The 20,012-nt window shown below is 72.6% G+C and carries 14 protein-coding genes and 1 tRNA gene; 5 read left to right on the top strand and 10 right to left on the bottom strand.

Annotated elements, in window-relative coordinates; translation table 11 throughout:
* The first annotated feature begins 23 nt into the window (after window positions 1–23).
* Both EDF23_RS19305 and EDF23_RS15300 read left to right on the top strand, forming a co-directional pair.
* Window positions 24–599 (top strand): hypothetical protein, encoded by a 576-nt coding sequence (locus EDF23_RS19305; protein WP_111085395.1) that lies wholly within the window; start codon window positions 24–26, stop codon window positions 597–599.
* A gap of 70 nt (window positions 600–669) precedes the next feature.
* Window positions 670–4,299, top strand: a complete 3,630-nt coding sequence (locus tag EDF23_RS15300; RefSeq protein ID WP_165901147.1) for an HtaA domain-containing protein — start codon at window positions 670–672, stop codon at window positions 4,297–4,299.
* A gap of 18 nt (window positions 4,300–4,317) precedes the next feature.
* Here the strand turns inward: EDF23_RS15300 and EDF23_RS15305 are convergent, their stop codons facing one another.
* The 10 genes from EDF23_RS15305 to EDF23_RS15350 all read right to left on the bottom strand — a co-directional run bounded on the left by EDF23_RS15305 (window position 4,318) and on the right by EDF23_RS15350 (window position 15,077).
* Window positions 4,318–5,712 carry a M20/M25/M40 family metallo-hydrolase gene (locus tag EDF23_RS15305; protein WP_243648944.1) on the bottom strand — a complete coding sequence of 465 codons (1,395 nt, stop codon included), beginning with the start codon at window positions 5,710–5,712 and terminating at the stop codon, window positions 4,318–4,320.
* Complete coding sequence (locus EDF23_RS15310; protein ID WP_165901148.1) at window positions 5,709–7,268, bottom strand: ABC transporter substrate-binding protein; 1,560 nt, start codon at window positions 7,266–7,268, stop codon at window positions 5,709–5,711. The genes EDF23_RS15305 and EDF23_RS15310 overlap by 4 nt, the downstream gene beginning before the upstream one ends.
* The gene (locus tag EDF23_RS15315) at window positions 7,265–8,401 is read right to left on the bottom strand and encodes an FAD-dependent oxidoreductase (RefSeq protein ID WP_131922136.1); all 1,137 of its coding nucleotides are present in this window, start codon (window positions 8,399–8,401) and stop codon (window positions 7,265–7,267) included. Before EDF23_RS15315 ends, EDF23_RS15310 begins: the two co-directional genes overlap by 4 nt.
* Window positions 8,398–9,666, bottom strand: coding sequence for an FAD-dependent oxidoreductase (locus tag EDF23_RS15320; protein WP_131922137.1), 1,269 nt, complete (start codon window positions 9,664–9,666; stop codon window positions 8,398–8,400). The genes EDF23_RS15315 and EDF23_RS15320 overlap by 4 nt, the downstream gene beginning before the upstream one ends.
* A gap of 90 nt (window positions 9,667–9,756) precedes the next feature.
* Window positions 9,757–10,725, bottom strand: coding sequence for a class A beta-lactamase (bla, locus tag EDF23_RS15325; RefSeq protein WP_131922138.1), 969 nt, complete (start codon window positions 10,723–10,725; stop codon window positions 9,757–9,759).
* 26 nt (window positions 10,726–10,751) lie between these two features.
* Window positions 10,752–11,762 (bottom strand): ornithine cyclodeaminase family protein, encoded by a 1,011-nt coding sequence (locus EDF23_RS15330; protein WP_131922139.1) that lies wholly within the window; start codon window positions 11,760–11,762, stop codon window positions 10,752–10,754.
* Window positions 11,759–12,661 carry an ABC transporter substrate-binding protein gene (locus EDF23_RS15335; protein ID WP_131922140.1) on the bottom strand — a complete coding sequence of 301 codons (903 nt, stop codon included), beginning with the start codon at window positions 12,659–12,661 and terminating at the stop codon, window positions 11,759–11,761. The genes EDF23_RS15330 and EDF23_RS15335 overlap by 4 nt, the downstream gene beginning before the upstream one ends.
* A gap of 80 nt (window positions 12,662–12,741) precedes the next feature.
* On the bottom strand, window positions 12,742–14,190 hold the full coding sequence (locus EDF23_RS15340; protein WP_243648945.1) for an MFS transporter: 1,449 nt from the start codon (window positions 14,188–14,190) through the stop codon (window positions 12,742–12,744).
* Window positions 14,191–14,371: 181 nt separating this feature from the next.
* Entirely contained in the window at window positions 14,372–14,989 is a 618-nt protein-coding gene (locus tag EDF23_RS15345; RefSeq protein ID WP_123339989.1) for a GntR family transcriptional regulator, read from the bottom strand.
* Between the two features lie 14 nt (window positions 14,990–15,003).
* A tRNA-Gly gene (locus EDF23_RS15350) sits at window positions 15,004–15,077 on the bottom strand.
* 198 nt (window positions 15,078–15,275) lie between these two features.
* Here EDF23_RS15350 and EDF23_RS15355 point away from each other — a divergent pair.
* From EDF23_RS15355 to EDF23_RS15365, 3 genes are all read left to right on the top strand, one after another.
* Window positions 15,276–16,424, top strand: a complete 1,149-nt coding sequence (locus EDF23_RS15355) for a DUF6177 family protein (protein WP_131922141.1) — start codon at window positions 15,276–15,278, stop codon at window positions 16,422–16,424.
* Window positions 16,414–16,761 (top strand): hypothetical protein, encoded by a 348-nt coding sequence (locus EDF23_RS15360; RefSeq protein ID WP_123293483.1) that lies wholly within the window; start codon window positions 16,414–16,416, stop codon window positions 16,759–16,761. Before EDF23_RS15355 ends, EDF23_RS15360 begins: the two co-directional genes overlap by 11 nt.
* A 232-nt stretch (window positions 16,762–16,993) precedes the next feature.
* Window positions 16,994–19,978: an Ig-like domain repeat protein gene (locus EDF23_RS15365; protein WP_131922142.1), complete on the top strand. Its 2,985-nt coding sequence runs from the start codon at window positions 16,994–16,996 to the stop codon at window positions 19,976–19,978.
* Window positions 19,979–20,012 lie beyond the last annotated feature (34 nt).

Below are 20,012 nucleotides of genomic sequence, written 5' to 3' on the forward strand. Positions count from 1 at the left end.
CACATCGAGAGGGAAACACGAACATGACACGAATCGCACGCTCGTTCGGGATCACGCTGGCGGCAGGGGTCGCCGCGGTCGGGATCGCCGTCCTGCCCGCGGTCAGCGCGTCCGCGGCCACCGCGGTCACGAACGACTACGGCGCCAGCCTGTCCGTCAGCGGTCCGGCCTCGGTCGTCACCGACGGCCCGGGGGCGCTCCACGGCGTTTCGGACGGCAGCGTCACGGTCACCGGCAGCGGCTTCGACGGGGATGCGCAGGGGCGCGGCTTCGGCGTCTACGTCGTCTACGGGCCCAAGCAGGCGGACTACGCCACCAACTCCGGCTGGTTCGGCTCCGCCCAGTGGGTGTCGAAGAGCGCGTTCACGGCCGGCGGCGGCTTCACCACGACGATCGACGTCGCGAAGTCCTACACCGCGGACCCGCACCACACCGGCGACGCGGCCGCGACCGTCAGCTGCGACTACGACGCCACGAAGACCGCGACCGCCAACGCTGCCCTCGGGCAGTACGAGTGCTTCGTCCAGACGTTCTCGGCGCACGGCGTCGCGAACGACCCGGTCGACCTCGACGAGGTCCAGGTCCCCGTCACCTGGTGACCCACGCGGTGCCCCGGGTCCGCCCGGGGCACCGCCTCCCCACACGCGCACCACCCGACCCGAGGAACCGATGCACACCCAGACCAGACCGGCCCGTCGCCTCCGCGCGCTCAGCGCCACCGTCGCCGCGATCATCGGCCTGACCGCGGCCGTCGCCGGCACCGTGCCCACCGCCGCCACCGCGGCCTCGGGTCCGAGCACGTCCGTCACGGGCGGCACGCTCGACTGGGGGTTCAAGCAGTCGTTCCGGAACTACGTGCCGGCCGCAGGGCAGTCGGTGTCCGGCGGTGCGTCGAAGAACGCCGACGGCACGTTCCGGTTCGCCGCGTCGGGCGGCAGCTACGACCCCGGCACGCGGAAGCTCACCGTCACGGGTTCCGGCGCCGCGGTGTTCGACTACCGGGCGCACACGTTCGTCATCTCGCTGCGCGACCCGGCGATCGAACTCACGCCGACCACCGGCACCCTGACCGCCGGGGTCGACGTGCGGCTCGTGGACCCGACGACCGGTGCCACGACGTCCGACCCGGGGACGAAGCGCATCGCGTTCGCGACGATCGACGTCACCAAGGGCACCCGATCGGTCACCGACGGGAAGTACTCGTGGACCGGTCTGCCCACCACGATCACCGCGGCGGGTGCGGCGGCCTTCGCAGCCGACGTCACCGGCGGCGGCAACCCGACCCAGTTCTACGCCGCGGGCACCGCGCTGGACCCGCTGTCGGTCGCCGTGACGGGCGACTGGACCGCCGAGGGCACGGACGGTGACGGCGGCGCCGACGGCGACCAGGGGTTCAGCGACCCCGGCGTCCAGGGACTCGTGAGCACCGGCGTGCAGACCACGGTCGGTGACAGCACGATCGGCCGGGTCACCACGGTGGTGCGGGACGCCGCGCGTGCCCTGAACGTCGTGCAGGTACCGGCAGCCGCAACCGCCAAGGCAAGTTACTTCGTCGTGGACGACGAGGGCAAGCGCGTCGCCGGGCCGATCGACCCCGGTGTCGCCACCTCGAAGCCGAGCGTCGACCCGTCGACCGGGAACATCGTCGCGACCGCGTCGTTGCCCGCCGCGGAGTTCGGCGGCACCGGCGCGAACGTCCAGGGGTACGTCGTCATCGTGCGCGGCACGGACGCCGTGTACCGGGACGTCGTGCACGTGAAGCCGTCCGTCACGGTGCCCGCGGCGAAGGCGTTCACGATCGACCCCGCCGACGGCTCGATCGTCGCGCAGGTCGCCCCGGCCGCCAACGGCGGGTCCGCGGGGCTGCTGCGGGTGGCCGCCGTCGGCGCGGGAGTGGGAGCGGGTGCTGGTTCTGGTTCGGGTGGCTCTGGCTCTGGCTCTGGCTCTGGTTCCGGTTCTGGTTCGGGTGCGGTGACCGAGGTCGGCACCAGCCCCGCTGGCGGGACCGTCCGCGCCGTCACCCGCACGGCAACCCTGATCGGCTCGGTCACCGGGACGATCTCCTCGGTCGGCGTCGACTGGACCGGCAAGCGCGCCGTCGTCTTCGACCAGGCCGCCGCCCTCGCCCGCGTCGTCGCCCTCGAAACCGGGGCCTCGGTCGCCGACGTGTCGATCGGCGCCGCCGCGACGTCCGGGGCCACCGGCGGGACCGTCGTCGACTCCCGAGGCCGGGCGTGGTGGAGCAACGACGGCGACGCCACGCTCCGAGCCGTCTCGCTGCGCGGGACCCCGGCCGTGACGACCTCGATCGACCGGGTCGGCGGTGCCGCGTACCTGGCCGTCGACGAGTCCGCGAAGCGCCTCTGGGTGTCCGCCGCCGGCAGCACCGACACCGGCAACGTCGTCCGCGCCTACGCGATCGAGGGCAGCACCGCGCCCACGCTCGGTGCCGAGTACCAGCCCGGCACCACCTACACCGGCGACCCGATCGTGGTCGCCGCCGACGGCCGCGCGGTGGTCGGCGTCGTGAACGCCGCGACCGACGCCGCCGACCAGGGGCTCCGAACGTTCACGGTCGTGACCACCCCGACCATCACGGCGCAGCCGGCCGACGTCGCCGTGACGCTGACCGGCGCGACCACCGGAACCGACGGCAGCACGACCCCCGCCACGCCGCAGCAGGTGTCCTTCGCGGTCACCACGACCGGGACCCCGACGCCCACCGTGCAGTGGCAGCAGCACACCCCGTCCGGCTGGGCCGACCTGCAGGACGGCCCCTCGGTCGCCGGCGCGACGACCAGCACACTCCGCATCACGGCCACCGAGGGGCTGGACGGCGACCGGTACCGCGCGGTCGCCACGAACGCCCTCGGTACGACCGTCGTCGGTCGGGTCGCCTCGGACACCGCGACCCTGCGCGTCACCGTGCAGGCGCCGACGAACCCGGGTGGCGGGAACGGCGGCGGGGGAACGGGCGGCGGCGGCACCGGCGGCGGGTCGACCGTGGTCGGTGCGGACGGGTCGATCACCGGGGCGGAGAACGCCCGGGGTGCCTCGACGAACGTGCGGCCGGCCACCGGCCTCTCGACCGCCGCGGCGGGCACGAAGCTCACCGTGACCGGCTCCGGCTTCACGAAGAACACCAACGGCTCAGGGTTGTACGTGCTGTTCGGGTACGTCACGAAGCACCCGAGCGCCGGGGGAGCGGCCGGCGCGGGCTACGACTACGTCCCCGGGTCCGGCGGCACCGGGCAGGACGGCCAGGGCTTCGTCGCCTGGCCCGACAACACCGGCACCGGCGCCGCAGCGACCGCGAAGTTCAGCGGCACCAAGAACGCCGGCTTCACGCAGGGCGGCGTCATCGCGGGCTCCACCTTCACCGGCCAGTCGACGAAGCGTGTCGACTGCCTGTCCGGGGCCGTGCAGTGCGGGGTCCTGACCATCGGTGCGCACGGCGCCGCCGACGCCGCGCTCGAGACCTTCACGCCGGTGTACTTCGCGGGACAGACGGTCCCCGGCACCCTGCCGACCGGTCCGACCACGGGTGGTGGTACCGGCGGCAACGGCGGCACGGTGATCCAGCCGCCCGTCGTGCAGCTGCCGCCGGCCGCCACAGCACCGACCATCACGAACGCCTCGGACACGGCGCCGACGGCCGCGTCGACCGCTGCGCCGACCGCAGCGCCGCGGAACACCGCCGCCCAGCCCCGGAACAGCGCGAAGGCCCCCGCGGCCGCCGAGCCGCCCACGGCCCCCGCCGCAGACTCCGACGAGCTGGCACGCAAGATCGACGCCGGCGACATCACGACCGTCGCGGCCGCCGACGCCGGGATCCCCGACGAGGTCACCGCCGGCGACCAGCTCGAGCTCCGCCTGCCGTGGACGGGCGACGACGAGGGCGGGAGCGTGTGGACCTACTCCGAACCGGTGCAGGGCGACGACTTCACCGTCGAGGACGGCACGGCCACCGCCTCGGTCGACACCACCGGACTGGAGGTCGGCGGCCACCACGTCGTGCTCGTCGGTGACCAGGGAACGGTCGTCGCGGTGCCGTTCTCGGTGACCGACGGCGTCGAGGCGGTCACCGAGCAGGCCGACGGGTCGGTCGCCGCCGCGGCCGCGTCCGACGGGAGCAGCGGCGGGGGGATGTCCACCGAGACGCTGCTGCTCGTCGTGATCGGGTTCCTCGCCGGGCTCGTCGTGCTGGCGATCGGGCTCGTGGTGCTGCTGCTGACCGGGGTGCTGCAGGTGCGGACCCGTCGCACGCCGCGGGGGGCATCGGCTGCGGCGGGCGTCTGACGACGGCGTTGTGTGACGTCAGGCGCGTGCACACCCGAGCTCGTCGAGGAACAGCGCTTCGGCCAGGGCCATGTGCTCGATCTCGGACGGATCGACGCTCTCGTCCGGCGCGTGCACGTTCGCAGCCGGCTCGGACACCCCGGCCAGGATGACCTCGACCCCCGGGATCGCCCGCTCGAGTGTCGCGCAGAGCGGGATCGATCCGCCGCCGCCGAGGGAGCCCACGGAGGACACCCTGTACGACGATGCCAGTGCGCTCCGGAACGCCGACGAGTACTGCCCCGCCGTCGCCCGGAAGCCGTCGCCCGTGCCCGTGACCCGCGCGGTGACCTCGACCCCGGCGGGCGCTCGCCGCAGCAGGTGCGCCACGAGCAGATCGCCGGCGGCAGCGGGGTCGACGCCCGGCGGGACCCGGAGGTTCAGCGCGGCACCGGCGGTCGCCTGCACGGACGGCGACGACCCGGCGACCGCCGGCGCATCGATGCCGACGACGGTCAGCGCCGGCCGTGCCCAGACCTGGGATGCCGGGTCCCCGGACCCGATCGGCACCGCGCCGTCGAGCAGCCCGGCGTCGGCGGCGAACCGGTCGGCGTCGTAGGGCAGGCCGTCCCAGGTCTGCGAGGCCTCGAGGCCGTCGACGGTGGTGTCCCCGGCGTCGTCGCGCAGCGTGGCGAGCAGGGCCACCAGGGTCGCGATGGCATCGGGTGCGGCACCGCCGAACATCCCGGAGTGCACGTTGCCGTGCAGCGCACGGACGCGCAGCTCGACGAACGCCGTGCCGCGCAGGGTGGTCACGAGCGCGGGGACCCCGACGGCGGCGTTGCCGGCGTCCATCACGACGGCTGTGTCGACGTCGGCGAAGTCCGCTGCGTGGGTGGACACGTACTGCTCGAGACCGTCGGTGCCCTGCTCCTCGGACCCCTCGACGACCACGACGAGTCCGACCGGGAACGATCCGTGCACGTCGAGCAAGGCCCGCAGCGCCACGAGGTGGGTGACGACCCCGCCCTTGCAGTCAGCAGCGCCGCGACCGTACAGGCGACCCTGGCGCTCGGTCAGGGTCCACGGGTCGCTCGTCCACGCTGCGAGGTCGCCCGCGGGCTGGACGTCGTGGTGGGCGTAGAGCAGGACCGTCGGGGCGCCGGGCGGCGCGGGGTGGGTCGCGAGGACCGCCTGCGAGCCGTCCGACGTCGTGACGAGGCGCGAGGTCAGGCCGAGGCCGTCGAACGCACCCCGCACGCGCTCGGCGACGCGGCGGCAGTCGTCGAGCGACTGCACGGCCGGGTCGTGGACGGACGGGATGGCGACGAGCGCCGCGAGCTCGTCGAGCCCCGCGGGCATCCCGGCGCGGACGGCGTCGCGGAGCGGGTCAGCGGGCTCGGTTGCCTGCAGCGCTGCGTCGCCGCTGCTCACGAGCGCCCGATCTCCCAGATGCGGAACTCACCAGAGGCGTCGACCGACTTCGTCAGCCCGGTGAGCGACTTCTGCCCGATGACGTTCTCCTGCCCGGCGAGCAACGGGATGAGCGGCACGGACTCGGCGGTGTCCTGCTGGATCTCCTCGATCTGCTTCGTCCGCTCGGTCGCGTCGGCCTCGACCGCCTGCGCGGCGACCAGTTGCTGCACGGCCCGGTCGTCGAAGTGGTTCGCGAGCAGGTTGACGTCCTCGGAACCGTAGGCCGGCGTCAGGTACGAGGAGGCGTCGGGGTAGTCCTGGAAGAACCCGAGCTGGAAGACCGGGTACTCGCCCTTGCCGACGTTCCCGACGTAGGTGTCCCAGCTCGCCGACTGCAGGTCGACCGTGAACAGGCCGGTGTCCTCGAGCTGCTGCTTGATCAGCGCGTACTCGTCGTCGGACCCGGAACCGTAGTGGTCGGTCGTGTACTCGATCGGCAGCGCGACGGGCGTGCGCACGCCGGCCTTCTCGAGGATGGCCTCGGGGTCGGCACCGTCGTACTCCGTCTGGAACGCATCGGTCGCGCCGGTGAAGTCGGACGGCACGATCGAGTACGCCGGAGCGTAGGTGCCCTGGTAGACGTCCTTCGCGATCGCCGCGCGGTCGACGGTCGCGGCGACGGCCTGGCGGATCGCGGTCTTCTGCGCGGTGTCGTCACCGGGCATCGTGTCGAGGTTGAAGCCGAGGAACCGGACCTCGCCCGACGAGCCCTGGACCCGCTGCAGGCCGTCGTCCTCGGACAACGAGGTGACCTCGGTCGGCGTGAGCTGGCGGTACGCCACGTCGGCGTCACCCTCCTGCACCGCGAGCTTGAGGTCGGCGGACTTCGTGTACTGCTTGATCGTCACGCTCGACGACTCCGGCGCGGTGCCGTCGTACTCCTTGTTCGCCGTCAACGCGATGGTCGCCCCGCCGTCGGCGGACTGCTGCAGCGCGTACGGACCGGACCCGACGACCCCGTCGTCCGCGTGGACCTTCGTCTTCGAGAACACACTGCTGTCAACGATCGCCCCGGCCATGCTCGCCAGGACGTACGGGAACGTCTGGTCGTTCGCCTGCTTCAGGGTGAACGTGACCTCGTCGCCGTCGGCCGCCACGGACGCCATGTTGGCGAGCAGCGACCCCGGACCGTTCTCGGAGCCGATGCCGACCTGGCGCTCGAACGAGAACACGACGTCCTTCGCCGTCAGGGCGTCACCGTTCGAGAACGTGAGCCCGTCGCGGATCCGGCACACGTAGTGGGTGCCGTCGGTGAAGTCGCACGACTCGGCGACCTCGGGACTCGTCGTGGTCTTGCCGGCCGGGTAGGTGAGCAGGTGCTGGTACAGCTGCGTCTGCACCGTGTAGCTGCCGCGGTCCCAGGCGCCGGCCGGGTCGAGCGAGGTGACGGGATCGGTGGTCCCGATCACCAGGCCGTCGGAGACGTCGGTGGACGCCCCGGTGGAGGCGCAGCCGGTGAGCACGGCGGCGACGGCAGCGGAGAGCGCGAGCGCGGAGAGGAGTCGGGTCGTCACGGGGTTCCTGAGTGGGATGGTTTCGAGAGGGAGAAACGGGGATGTGCGGCCCCGCCGGTCGCGAGGTCGGCGATCATGTCGCCGAGCAGCGGTGCGAACTTGAAGCCGTGGCCGGAGAACCCGGTCGCGACGGTGACGGGACCACGTCGGTCGATCACGAAGTCCTCGTCGGGGGAGTTGTCGTACAGGCAGCTGATGAAGGTCGGCTTCGTCGCGTCGACACCGGGCACGTACCGCGCGACGTAGGCCTGCAACCGCTCGGCCTCGGCCGGCACGGGCGTGAAGTCGCGGTGGTCCGGATCGACGACGGGGCCGGTGCCGTGGAACCCGACCTTGACGCCCTCGCCCGGGGTGAGCAGGCCGTACACGTCGTCGTCGGCCGCCCAGTGCACGAAGCTCGGCCACGCCTGGTCCGGCAGACGGCTGGGGAAGTGCGCGGGCTGCTCCTGGGTGACGCGGATGGCCGGGAGGCCCGCCCCGCGTCCGGCGAGCAGGTCGCCGACCAGCGCGGGTGCCCACGACCCCACGGCCGCCACCACGGACGAGCTGCGGTGGGTGGACCCGTCGGACAGCGTCACGGTCACGTCGTCGCCGTGGTCCTCGAGCCCCGTCACCCCCGTGTCGAAGCGCAGCTCGGCGAGCCCCGTCCGTTCCGCCAGGGTGAGGAACACCTCGATGGCGCGGTCGGACCGGATGCGACCGGCCGTGGCGTGTGCGAGCACGTGGCCCTCGAACGCGATCCCCGGCCAGCGTGCGGCCGCGGCGTCCGGGCTGAGGGTCTCGTGCGGGATGCCGGCGTCCGTCAGTGCGGCGGCGATGGCGTCGACGACCTCGGCGCGGCCGTGGTCGACGGCACCGGTGCGGACGATGAGCTCCTCGCCCGCAGCGCCCTCGAGCGCTTCCCACAGCGCCAGCGCGCGGGAGGTCAGGGCGACGTACTCGGGGTCGGCGTAGCCCTGCCGGAAGATCCTGGTGGCGCCGTGGGACGAGCCGTTGTGGTGCCCGCGCTCGTGCTGCTCGACGAGCAGGACACGCTCGCCGCGGAGTGTGAGGGCGTACGCGGTGGCGGCGCCGACGACCCCGCCGCCGATCACGACGTGCGTCGGGGGCCGGTCGCTCAGCACGTCGCTCATGCCACGGCTCCGGCTCGTCGGGCGTCGGCCTCGCGCCGCGCCGGCATCATCGCCACCACCTCGGCCTCGGTCGGGGCCGCCGCCGGGAACCGTGCCGGGGCGTAGCGGCTCGCGTCGCCGAGGGTGGTCGTGCCGGTGACGCTCAGTTCCGCCGCGATCCGCCCGAGGCCGGGACCGTGCGTGACGCCGGACTCGTTGTCGCCACCGGCCACCACGAGCCCGTCCAGCTCGGGGACCGCGCCGACGATGAAGTTCCGGTCGGCGGTCATCGAGACGACGCCCTGCGTGGGGGTCTCGTCGACCCCGAGCACGCTCGCGGCGGCGGGGAGCAGCCGGGCGACGATCGGGTGCAGGTAGGTCCGCATGGCGTCGAGCAGGTCCGTGCGAACCGGTCGGCGGTCGGGTTCGTCGCTCCGGTCCGCACCGCCGACGTGCAGCGGCTCGTACCCGGGCCCGGCACCGTACGTCAGGCCGCCGCGGTGCTCACGGATCCACAGGCCGTGCAGCTCCGGCAGCATCAGGGTCGGCAGGGTGCCCGGCAGACCGAACGGTGTCGTCACGAGCCGGCTGGCGACGACCCGGACCGTCGGCAGCTCGCGCCCGAAGGGGGCGAGGAGGGCGTTCGTCCAGCTGCCGGCGGCGAGCACGACCTTCGCGGCGTCGATGACCTCGCCGTTCGCGGTCCGGACGCCCGTGACGGAGCCCCCACGGGCCTCCAGACCGGCGACCGGCGTGTGCTCGCGGATCTCGACGCCCCGCGCACGGATCGCGTGCACCAGCGCTGCGGCCGTGTCCGGCGCACTGATCTGGATGCCGTCCGGATGGAGGAAGCCCGCGGTGACCGCGGTCGGGTCGAGTCCGGGCACGAGGTCGGCCGCTTCGGCCGGGGTGAGCGTGCGCGCCCCGGCCGGCCGGAGCGGGTGCTGCTCGAACGGCGGCAGGTGGTCGGCCCGGCCCTGCGCGGTGACGGTCAGCCAGACGTTGCCGTTCTGCCGGTACCCGGTTGGGCCGTGGCCGGCGCCGGCGAGGTCGCGGTAGAAGTCGATGCCGTACTGCTCGACGTCGCGTTCGGACTCGTTCCAGTACCAGGCGTACCCGGCTGCCCACTGGCCGACGAACCCGGCACCCGCGGTGGTCGTGCCCCCGGCGACCGTCCCGCTGTCGAGGAGCAGGACCCGCTGCCCGAGCCCGGCGAGGTGCCACGCGGCGCTCAGTCCGATGATGCCGGCGCCGACGACGACCACGGGGGATCCGGAGGAGGACATGGAGCGAGCGTAGTGTCCCGGGGTCCCCGACAGGTGTCGTTCATGACGCCGTGTGACGCGGTGCAGAACGGCGATCGCCGCCCCGGTCGATCAGCGGTCGAACGCGCCGAGCACCGCCGATGCCGACCGTGCCACCAGGGCGTCGTCGTAGGCGGCGTCGGGGTCGTTCCGCGTGGTCAGGACCGAGAGCACGATCGGGTCGCCGCCGGGCGGGGTCACCCGCGCCACGTCGTTCCGGATCGGTCCGGCGCCCCCGGACTTGTCGACCACGACCCAGCCGTCGGGTGCGCCGGCCCGGATGAGTGCGTCGCCGGTCGCGTTGCCGCCCATCCAGTCGACCAGCAGTGCGGTGTCGGCGCGGTCCAGGGTGCTGCCGTCGAGCACGGTCGCCAGCGCCGCGGTGAACGCGGCCGGGGTCGTGGTGTCCTCGGTGCTGCCCGGCTCGATGGTGTTGAGGTCCGGCTCGCCGTGGACCACCTCGGTGGTGGTGTCGCCGAGCTCGGTCAACGCGGCGTCCAAGCCGCTCGGACCGCCGATGCGCGTGAGCACGAGGTTCAGGGCCGTGTTGTCGCTCATCCGGACGGCTGCCTCGGCCAGCTGCTCGTACGACAGCCCGTCGGCCACGTGCTGTTCCGTCACGGGGGAGTACCCGGCAGCGGCGACGTCCGCGGCCGTCCAGTGCACGACCTCGTTCCGGGCGTCCACGGGCACCGAGCGCAGGAACTGTGCCGCGGCGAGCGCCTTGATGGTCGAGGCGTAGCCGAAGCGTCGGTCGCCGTTGTAGGCGACCGTCTCACCCGTGACGGTGTCGGTCGCGACGACGCCGACCGTCGCGTCGTACTCGCGTTCGAGGCCCGCGAGTGCTCGGCGGACCGCGGCGGTGGTCGCGGCGTCCGTCCTCGGCGGCGGCGTCGTCGCTGAGGTGCTCGTCGGTGTGCTCGTGGACCGTGCGGACGACGTGGCCGACGCGGTCGGTCCGACGGAGCCGCCACCGGAGCACCCGGCGAGGACGAGCACGGCGACGGTGCCGCCGACGACCAGGGGGAGAGCACGGTGCATGGGAGCACCCTGCCGCTCGACCCTGGTCACACGCCGGGAACCGGCACCCCGACCCGGGCGACGGAGACCTGCGTGCCGACGCCCCGCTCGCGGGCGAGGTCGATCAGCTGGGCAGCGACGGCGAGGTCCTGCGCGCCGAGCCCGACCGAGTCGAACACGGTGATCTCGTCGTCCCCGGTCCGGCCGGGTGCGCGTCCGGCGATGACCTCGCCGAGTTCCGCCGGGTGGAGGTCCTGCGGGACCGCCCCCTCGACCACGGCCTCGAGCAGGTCACCCGACTTCGTCCAGGCGGTGGCCCGGCTGTCGACGAAGAGCGTGCCGCGTGCCATCGCCGCGCCGTCGAGCTCCCGGTGCGTCGGGCGGGGACGGGCCCCGACCGCGTTCACGTGCTGGCCGGCGTGCAACCAGGCGCCGCGGACGATCGGGTCGATCGAGGGCGTCAGGGTGCAGAGCACGTCGGCCTCCTCGACCACGCGACGGACCTCCGGTGCGACCACGCACCGCCGGGCCACGTCCGGTCCGACGGCCTCGAGGAACCGGGTGACCGTCCCCGACGACCGTGACCACAGGACGATCCGCTCGAACGGTCGCGTCGCCTCGAAGGCACGGACGTGCTCGACGGCGAGGTTGCCCGCGCCGAGGATCCCGAGGGTCCGGCTGCCCGAGCGGGCGAGGTGCTTCGTCGCGACCACGGTGATCGCCGCGGTCCGCGCCCGGGTGATCGTCATGCCGTCGAGCACGGCGACGCACTCGCCGGTGACCGACGAGGACACCAGGATCGTGGAGCGCTGCGACGGCAGCCCCCGCGCACCGTTGTCGGGGATGTCGGCCATCAGCTTGACGGCGACGAGCCCGAGCCGGTCGGAGCGCACGGCCATCGGCAGGAAGAGCGCGTCGTCGGCGCCGGTCAGGGCGACCGGGGCCGGCTGCTGCATCGCGCCGGTCCCGAGGTCGGCGTGGACGGCCTCCACGGCCCCGACGACGTCGACGGCGTCGATGAGACCGGCGACGTCGGCGGCGCCGAGGACGACGGTCACGACGCGGTGACGGCGGTCGAGGCGCCGAGCAGCTCCTCGAGCGACGGGGTGTGGGTCGTGAGGCCACCGTCGAACAGGATGCGCATCCAGCGGTCGGAGGCATCGCGGTCGACGACCGCGGAGTCCCAGACGCCCCCGGCAGCCATCTCGTCGGCGGCCCGTCGCAGCAGGGCGGCGTCCTTCTCCGGCCACCGGGCGGCGAGCACGGCCGCGATCTCGGCGTCGGCGTCGCCCGCGGTGATCTTGGCCATCGCGGCGGCGATGCCGTCCATGAACCGGTCGACCCGGTCGCCGAGTTCGTCGATGCGGTCCGTGCGCGTGTAGTAGACGCTGTTCGGCATCACGCCACCGGCGTCGAGGTGCCGGAAGACGATCGTGCCCCCACCGGCGGCGACGAGTTCCTGGGCGGAGACGAGGTCGAGGATGATCGCGTCACCGAGCCCGCCCTGGTACAGCTCGATGAGCATGGCGGTCGACAGGTCGCGGACGAAGCGGGTCGCCGCGACGTCGAACCCGGCCTCGCGGACGAGTCCGGCCGTGAACTCGTACGGGGCGCTGCCGCCGGCGCCGGGCGCCAGGACGACCTTGCCGGCGAGCCAGTCCAGCGTGATCGGGTTCGTCTCGTCGCGGGCGACGATGGTCATCGGGAACCCGTGGTTGAGCTGGCCCACGACGGAGAGCTTCCGCGGCGTCCCGGCGTACATCGCGGGGACCCAGAGACCGCCGAGGGCGAGGTCGGCCTCGTGCGAGTCGATGTCGTCGAGGACGCCGGTCCACGGGTCGCAGGCCTTCGCGGTGACGGACAGGCCGCGCTCGGCGAACAGACCGCCGACGTCGGCGACGTACTCGGGCAGGTAGTTGAGGCCGTTCGCGGTCGCCGAGATCTTCAGGGTGTCCATGGTGTTCTCCGATCGTGGGGTGGTGGGCCGGGGTGTCCGGCCCACCGGGGTGGTGCGGTTGGTGCGGTTGGTCAGGTGGGTCAGGCGGCGGTGGTCGAGAGGGCGTTCTCGTTGACGTCCTCGAGCGACCGGCCGCGGGTCTCCGGGGCGAAGCGTGACGCGACCACGAGGACCGCGTACATGACGGCGGCGAGTCCGAAGACGCCGGCGAAGGCCCACGAGCCGTACAGCGCGATCGCGGCGAACGGCATGACCGCTCCGGCGATGTTGCCGATGCCGTTGACGATCGAGGCGCCGGAGGCACGGATCGCGGTCGGGTAGACCTCGGCGGTCCACGCCGCGAGGGTCGTGTTCGTCAGCATCGTGAAGAACTGGAACAGGGCGCCGAGCACCAGGATCGCGGCGGTGTCGTTGCCGAAGGCCGCGAACGCCAGGGCGGTGAGGCAGCCGAGGATGCCCGCGACGGCGATGAGGGGCCGTCGTCCGACGCGGTTGGCGAGGAGCGCCGCTGCCGTGCACCCGAGGAGCGATCCGATGTTCATGATCATCGTGTAGAGCAGGCTCTGCGACACGGTGTACCCACGCTCGACGAGCAGGGTCGGCATCAGGAAGTTCAGCGTGACCTGCACACCGAAGGCCATCCACGAGGCGACGCCGATGGCGATCGTCCGACGGAGCACCAGCTTGTGGAACACCGCTGCGGGCGATGAGTGCAGAGCGACCGGGGGCAGGTCGGCCGGCGTCAGGCGCACCGGGGGAGCGGCGTCGGCGGGCGGGGTGAGCGTGTTCGAGGCGAGGACCGCGAGCGAACGGTTCGCTTCGTCGACCCGGCCCTTCGACAGCAGCCAGCGAGGCGTCTCGGGCAGCTTGCGGCGGTACAGGACGACGAACAGGGCGGGGATCGCGAGGATCACGAACGTCCAGCGCCAGACGTGGTCGTCACCACCGAGCGGGGCGGCCAGCGGGCCGAGCAGCAGCAGGAAGAGGCCGTAGGAGATGAAGTTGCCGATGCCGCCGGCGCCGACGTTGATGGTCGCGATGAGGCCGCCGCGGTACTTGGTGGCCACCATCTCGGACAGCATCGCGATGCCGATCATGAACTCGCCGCCGACGCCGATCCCGACGATGAACCGGCTGACGAGCAGCATGTCGAAGTTGAAGGAGACGGCGCTGAGGAGGCCGCCGAGCGTGTAGACGAGCAGGTTGAGCCCGAGCGAGAACCGCCGACCGTACTTGTCGGCGAGCCAGCCGGCCAGGAACCGGCCGACCAGGCCACCCAGGACGGTGGCGGTGTTGATCGTGGAGAGCTGGACGTCGCCGATGGCGAGCGAGGCCTTGATGTTGGTGGCCATCGCGCCGATGGAGTTCTGTTCGAGCGTGTCGAAGAACTCCCCGGCGAGGATGAGCATGAGGACCCAGAACTGGGCCCGGGTGAAGCCGGTCGAGTCGAGGGCGGATCCGACGCCGCCGGAGGACGGGGTGGCGGAGGCGGTTCGGGTTGGTGCGGTGGAGCGGGTTACAGCAGTCATTCGTAACTCCAGCGGGGGAAGAGTGAGGTGGGTGCACCGTGCGGTCACTCTTTTGTATACGAAAAGCTGTTTCGGGCTGGCTTCGAACGCGAGACGGTTCGTTACGGCTGCCTGAATCACCTGCATATTCAAGCATCCAGGCAGAGCCCCGCCAAGCTCTCGGGCTGTTTTGTATACGTTCTTACGGGTTCAGGGCCCGGTAGATCGCTTCGTCGCGGCGCAGGTGCTCGTCCATCAGCAGCCCTGCCTGCACCGAGGCGCCGCGCAGGATCGCGCCGGCGACGGCCGTGTGGTCATCGCTGCTCGACGCCACCTCGTCCTGCGTCACGCGCTCGAACGCCCACGCCGTCTGGTGGATCAGGTGGTCGATCATCGTCTCGAGCCGGCTGTTCCCCGAGGCTCGTGCCACCAGCCCGTGGAACGCGAACCGCGGTGACTGCGCGGCCTCGACCTCTTGGTCGGACCGGTGTTCGCGACCGACGGCACGGAGTAGGTCGGCGCACTCCCCACCCTGGCGACGGGCGGCGAGCTCGGCGGCGAGCACCTCGAGCCCCCGGCGGATCTGCATGAGCTCGATGACCACCTCGGTCGAGGAGTCGGCGACCCGGACGCCCTTGAACTTCTCGGACTCGACGAACCCCTCGGTCTCGAGCTGCCGGAGTGCTTCGCGCACGGGGACCCGCGAGACGCCGAAGCGTTCGGCGAGGGCGTCTTCCTTCAGCCGGGAGCCACGTGCGAGCGTGCCGGCGATGATCTCGGCCCTGATCGCCTTGAGGACAGATGCCGGCTTGGACTCCACAGCACGATGCTAGTTGGAGCGAGTGACGGGAATCGAACCCGCGCTACCAGCTTGGGAAGCTGGAGTTCTACCATTGAACTACACTCGCGCACCCCGCAGAACGGGACTCGGCAAGCCTATCGGATTCTCGCCTGGAAGCCAGCCGACCGCGCACCGTACGCCTCCTGTCGGGCGTGTGTCGTGCCTCCCGAGTCTCCGCTGTGAGCACGCCAGCCTGACGGACAGGTGTCGTCCTCGTGTGTACCGTCCAGGGAGTTCCAGCGCCGAAGAACCCGAGGAGGACCGGATGGTCAGGCATCCCCTCATCGACGACGTGGTCGGTCCCGCCATCGTGGTCGAGTCCGCCTCGCCGGTCGTGTGGCTGACGGACGCGCTCGCCTCACTGCTCCGTCGTTCGGCGGACGCCGGCCGCATGGTCGTGCTGCGGACCGGGCGCGAATCCGCGATCACCCCCGCCCTGCGGCACGCGCTCGGTGCCTACGGTGCCGCGTGGGCCGTCGCCGACTTCGACGGGACACTGCGCGACGGCCGGACGGGTGCGGCAGCCTCGGGCATCGAGGACTTCGTGCACCGCGGCCCCGAACTCGTCGGCACACCGTCGCCCGAGCACCCGGTCGCAGCCGACTCCGTCCGCCAGATCAGCATCGACCTGACGCTCCGCCACCACGCCGAGCGTGCCGTGGACATGGGGTCCGCGATCGAGGCCCTGTGCCACACCGTCGGCACCTGCCCCACCCGCTGGGGCACCGCCGAACCGCTCACCGTTCCGTGGGACCGATGGGTCGTCACGCAGTACGCCAAGCACGAGGCACCCGGGGTGTCGACCTCGTACGCCGTCGGCGAGGGCTTCTCTGCCACGATGACCGCCCACCTGGTCGGTGGCGTCGTCGTCGAGACGATGTCCGCCGTCTTGACCGTGCCTGAGGAGAACACCGACCCGGAGCTCGCGAACCGCCTGTTCGACGCCGTGCAGCAGGTCGCCGACCAGGTCGTGCCCGTCTTCGGTGTGGTGATGCAGCGCCGGGGGGACGCCGACCACCTGATCCGCGCGGTGTCGCACGGCGAGCCGTCGCCGCTCGCCGTCGTCGTCGGACCCGAAGCCTCCGAGTTCCTGGACCGCGACGGGGTCTGGCCGCCACCGCGCACCACGACGGCGACGTTCGGCACCCGGTCCGGGGCAGGCGACCGGTCCGGGGCGGGCGGCCCGTCCGGAGCAGGCGACACCGGTGCTGCTGACAGCGGCATCGTCGACGGCGGCATGATCGTCCGCTTCGAGGACGGCTGGGAAGCCCTCGAGTCCTTCCTCGACCGCATCGACGAGGACCGCTTCCTGCAGCTCGTCGGCGGAGCGCCCCTCGACCCGGCCCACGACGAGGGCACGCTCGACGGACACGTGCGGGACGCCCGGGTGGCAGGCGGTCACGGTGCCGCGTGACGTCACCATCCTCTGCCGCCAGCCGGTCGAGCCGCGGGAGGTCGCCGAGGCGCTGCTCCTGCACGACGAGTCCTGGGGTGTCCGAGCCCTCGACGACGGCCCGATGCTGCAGGTCTGCCGCGACGCCACGCACCCGGTGATCACCGTGCTCGGGGTGCGGCGGGTGGACTCGTTCGACGAGGTCGAGCGGATCCTGCCGGACGCTCCCACGATCGCGACGCCGCTGTGGTGGGTCGACACCGTCACCCCCGCCGGGGCCGACGGCGAGTCCGGGATCTCGGCGGCGCTCGAGGCCGCACTCGACCTCGACGCGGTCTGCATCGTCCACGGCGACTGACGGAGCCGACGCGGCCGGCCGGCGACGTCCGCCGGACGCGACGACTGCCGGACGCCACGCCTGCCGGAGCGACTCGTCGCGCGGGTCGGCCACGCCCTGCCCCCAGTTGTGGTGAGAACTCACGTTTCGAGACCCGTGAGTACCCAGAGCCGCTCTACGGTGTGAGGACCCGAGCCGACGAGCCGGGCGAGCACGCTCCTCGTCGGCACCCTTCTCACTGAACAGGGCTCCAGTGCGTACACACCACCAGGGGCGCGCCGTCGCGCGCGCTCGCAAGATCCTCACCGGCGTGGTCGTCGCCGGTCTCGCGGGCGTCGCGCTCGTCGGGGTCGGAGCGACCACCGCGTCCGCCGCGGCACCCGCGCAGACCACCTTCGTGAACGAGGGGTTCACCGGCGCGAGCGCCGGCGACGCCTACATCCTGCCGTCGACGCAGTCCGGTGCCGCGAACGTCGCGTGCCTCACGGCGAAGCCCGCAGCCGGTTCGGCGAACACCGGCTCGATCCCGACCTGTGCGGGCGCCACGGACGCCGACGGCAGCGGCGCGCTCCGCCTGACCGGTGCGGTGAACAACCAGGCCGGTGGCCTCGGTGCGAAGCAGTCCGTGCCGATCACGAAGGGCATCGACGCGGTCTTCGACAGCTACCAGTACAACGGCTCCTCGGCCGACGGCATCGTCTTCTACCTCGCCGCGACCGACCCGTACAACCCGACCGTGCCGGCGAAGATCGGCTACCTGGGCGGTTCGCTCGGCTACAGCGCGAGCACGACGAACAACGCGCAGGGTCTGTCCCACGCGTACCTCGGCATCGGCCTCGACCGCTACGGCAACTTCGGCAACCGCCAGTTCGGTGGCACCGGGTGCGAGTCCGACCAAGCGACCAACGGCAGCCTCACGGCGAACGCCGTGACCGTCCGAGGCCCCGGCGACGGCGGCACCGGCTACTGCGTGCAGTCCCGCACCGTGGTCAACGGGTCGCTCAACAAGACCGGCGTCACCGACCGTGCGCAGGCCAAGGTGCCCGTCGAGATCGTGATCAACCCGACGTCGTCGGCGCTCGCCGCGCAGGAGAACACCGCGGTGTCCGTTCCCGCCGGTCAGTACGCGGTCGTCTTCACGTCCATCGGCGGCTCGCAGCAGGTCGTCCGTGGCGCCCTGCCGAAGCTCACCACCGGCAACGCCGCGAACGTCGACCCGTCGTGGGTCGACCCCGCCACCGGCTACCCCTACAAGCTCACCTACGGGTGGGTCGCGGGCACCGGCGGGCAGAACGACATCCACGAGGTCAACTACCTCCGCACCACGACGGCTGCCGGTCCGGTGCCGGTGCTGACCGCCAGCACGGGAGGCACGGCCACCGTCGCGCACGCCGGTTCCGGCGCGTACACGGTCACCCCCACCGTCTCCGCTGACGGTGGCTCCGAGTCGCAGCTCGTGCGCACGACCACCACGTTCCCGGCGGGCGTCACGCCAGACGTCTCCGGTGTGACCGGTGCGGGCTGGACCTGCCAGCCGCCCGTCGGGCAGGTCGTCACGTGCGACCAGGCCGTCGACGCCGGATCGCCCCTCGCTCCGGGCACCGAGCTGCCCACCCTCTCCATCCCGTACTCGGTCACGGGCGCAGCGCGCACCGCGACGATCTCCACCGTCCTGGCGTCGACCGACGCCGAGGCGGTCACCGTCACCCGCGGCCTGACCGTCGAGCCGCAGGGCACGACGCTCACGGTCGCCGACGCCACCGCGACCGTGGGCGACACGGTCACGCTGACCGCCCAGGTCGCGTCGTCCGTGAAGACCGGTGCGACCGCACCGACCGGCACCGTCACGTTCACCGACACCGAGACCGGCGCGGTGCTCTGCACGGCGACCATCGTCGACGGTGCGGCCTCGTGCGACACGACGACGTCGACGGTCGGCACCAGCGGGGTCACCGCGACCTACGAGGGTGACGCGGACCACACCGCTGCGTCCGGCACGGGTGCGCTCACCGCGACCGAGGTGCCGACTGCCGTCGCGGTCGAGTCGACCCCGACGTCCGCTGCGTACGGCGAGCAGATCACGCTCGACGTCACCGGCCTGGGCTCCGGCTCGGAGACGGTCGCCGCGCCGACCGGCACGGTCGAGTACCGCGAGGGCTCCACCGTCCGGTGCACGGCGACGCTCCCCGCCACGAGCTGCGTGGCCGAGGGCCTCGGTGCCGGCACGCACACGGTGACCGCCGTCTACTCCGGCGACGCGCTGCACGCCGGCTCGACCTCGGTCGCAGTGGACCTGACGGTCCGCAAGGCCTCGACGACCATCGGCACCCAGCCCGGTACCGGTGGTGGCGACCCGAGCGACGGCGGTGACCCGAGCGACGGCGGCGAGCCGACCGCACCCGACACCACGGTGACGGTCACGCACGGCGAGACCACCACGCTCGACACCCCGAACGTGCCCGAGGACGCCACCGGCACCATCGAGTACGTCACCGACGACGGCACCGTCCTGTGCACCGCGACGCTGCCCGACACCACGTGCGCGATCCCGTCCGACCTGCCGGGTGGCAAGTACACCGTGCACGCCCACTACAGCGGCGACGACAACTACGAGGCCGCCGACGGTGCGCCGTTCGAGCTGGTCGTGACCGCGCAGTCGACGGCCCTCGTGGCGAGTACCGACGCGACGGCTCCGGTCGTCGGCTCGAAGGTCCGCCTGACCGCGTCCGGCCTGCCCGTCGGCGCGACCGGCACCGTGACCTTCACGGCCGCGGACGGCTCCGTCCTGTGCACCGTCACGCTGCCCGAGACGACCTGCGAGACCGACGCCCTGCCGGTCGGCACGAACACGGTCACGGCTGCCTACAGCGGTGACGCGTCGTTCGCCGCGTCGAGCAGCACGCTCGAGGTCGTCGTCGCGGCGCTCCCCGCCGTCGAGCCGACGCCGGAGCCGACCGACGAGCCGACCACGCCGGAGACCTCGGCGCCCGCCCCGGGACCGTCGGACTCCGCCGACCCCTCGGCGACGGCCGCACCGATCGCCCCGTCGGCGTCGGCCACGGCGTCCGCCACGCCTGCGCCGACCACCACCGGTGCGCTCGCGTTCACGGGTTCGCCCGTGGCCGTGGGCACCGCGATGGCACTGGCGGCAGCACTGCTCATCGCGGGCCTGGTGCTCCTGATGGTCCGTCGCACCCGGGCCGCTCGCGGCACGGTCGCCGACACCACCGCGGAGTAATCGGCCGCACGGACGAGGACGGCGCCCCGGGCAG

Source organism: Curtobacterium sp. PhB128 (genome assembly GCF_004340725.1).
Taxonomy (GTDB): domain Bacteria; phylum Actinomycetota; class Actinomycetes; order Actinomycetales; family Microbacteriaceae; genus Curtobacterium.